The 1,561-nt window shown below is 66.6% G+C and carries 1 protein-coding gene and 1 pseudogene; both read right to left on the bottom strand.

Translation table 11 applies throughout. The features are described 5' to 3' along the window. Positions 1-244 (bottom strand): annotated as a pseudogene (locus CKO25_RS20670) (ATP-binding protein); the annotation flags it as partial. Between the two features lie 151 nt (positions 245-395). Then, a partial coding sequence (locus CKO25_RS21480) for an ATP-binding protein (RefSeq protein ID WP_242467798.1) occupies positions 396-1,561 on the bottom strand: 1,166 nt, incomplete at its 5' end.

The raw sequence follows: 1,561 nt of genomic DNA on the forward strand, positions 1-1,561 counted from the left end.
CCTCGCGCGCCGTTTGGGCCCCTTCCAGATTGGCATAAACCGCCCGATAGCGCCCCTCCCGATTCAGATGCTCCGCCAGTGCCAGCAGGCAGGTGGTCTTGCCGGTCTGACGGGGCGCATGCAGCAGAAAGTATTTCTTCTGATCGACGAGGGCGAGGATCTCGTCCAGATCCCAGCGCGACAGGGGCGGTAGGCTGTAGTGGTCGTCGGCGCGGACCGGGCCTTCGGTGTTGAAGAAGCGCATCGGGCGGACTCGTCGGCAGCAGGGCTAGGGGGAGCATAGCACCGCGGTTGGTCGCCCGCCGCGCCGGACCCCGCCGACGACCGGCGCGGCAGCCTCGCCATTGGCCAGATCCGTCTCGACGTCATCCACCCGTTCAATCCGCCCTCGGATCTTAGGCCCGGATCACGGCAATCGCTCGGCCCTGCGGGCTGGTCACGGTCTGACAGGCGGTCCGTTCAGCGATCGGTGGTTGATCGGAACGGCGATCGAAGATCACCAGCCAGCCGCTGTCGAGCCCCAGCCCAGCCAGATAGCCGTCCAATTGTTCCAGACCCTCGACCAGGGGATCGGCCTCGCGGTCACGCCAGACCTTCAGCTCCATCCCCAAGGTCACCGCGCCATAACGCAAACACAGATCCATGCGCCCCATGCCGATGGCGTATTCGCGCTCCAAGGTTCCGCCGCCGTTGACCACCCGATGCAGGAAGGCCATCAGCACCAGATGGGGGGCAATCTCGTGATAGGGGGCGCTGCCCAGCAGCGGCTGACCGTGGCGGCGCCAGAAGGCGAGGAAGGCCGCGAGCAGGGCGTCCGGATTCAGGCGGCCGTCGGCATTGAGCCAGGTGGGGCTAATCTGCGGAAGGGAGGCCTGGGGGGTGAAGGCGAGCATGCGCGGCAGCACCTCGCGGTAGAGGGGATTGGCCACCACCAGGCCACTGCCACCGATCTGGCGCAGCAGACCCAGGTCGAGCAGGTATTGGATGTCGTCGTCGGGAACGTCACCCAGGGCCGTCCCCGCCAGCATCGGTTCGATGACCCGGCGCACCCGCGGTTCCTGGAGTTTGTGGGCCAATTGATCCAGATGGGTCACGCGCTCGACGATCATCGCCTCCTTGGCCTGGTCGATCAGCGCCACCGTGATCGGTTGGGCGCGATCGCGGCCGGCGGGGAGTTTGAAACAGGCGCGATAGGCCAAGGCATTGACCAGCCAGGGCTGACCTTGGGTCAGCTCCCAAACCCGGTCCAGCGCCTCGGGGGTAAAGACCTGCCCGGTCTCGGCGGTATGCTCCAGCAGCAGGGTGCGCGTCTCGGCGGCGCTGAAATCGCCCAGCCGAAGCGATTCGGCCTTGATGTTGAACGCACTGCCCCCGGTGATGGCCTCGCGCTCGGAGCTGGCATGGATGCGGTAGTCGCGCAGGTCGCGCACCCCACACAGAATCACGGTCTGCGGAAAGGCCGTCGGCCGTTGCGGATAGCTGGCGCGCAACTGGCGCAGCAGCGAGAGCAAGGTGTCGCCGATCAGGGCATCGACTTCGTCGAGCAGCAGTACCAGCGGCT

Source organism: Thiocapsa imhoffii (genome assembly GCF_016583985.1).
GTDB lineage: Bacteria > Pseudomonadota > Gammaproteobacteria > Chromatiales > Chromatiaceae > Thiocapsa > Thiocapsa imhoffii.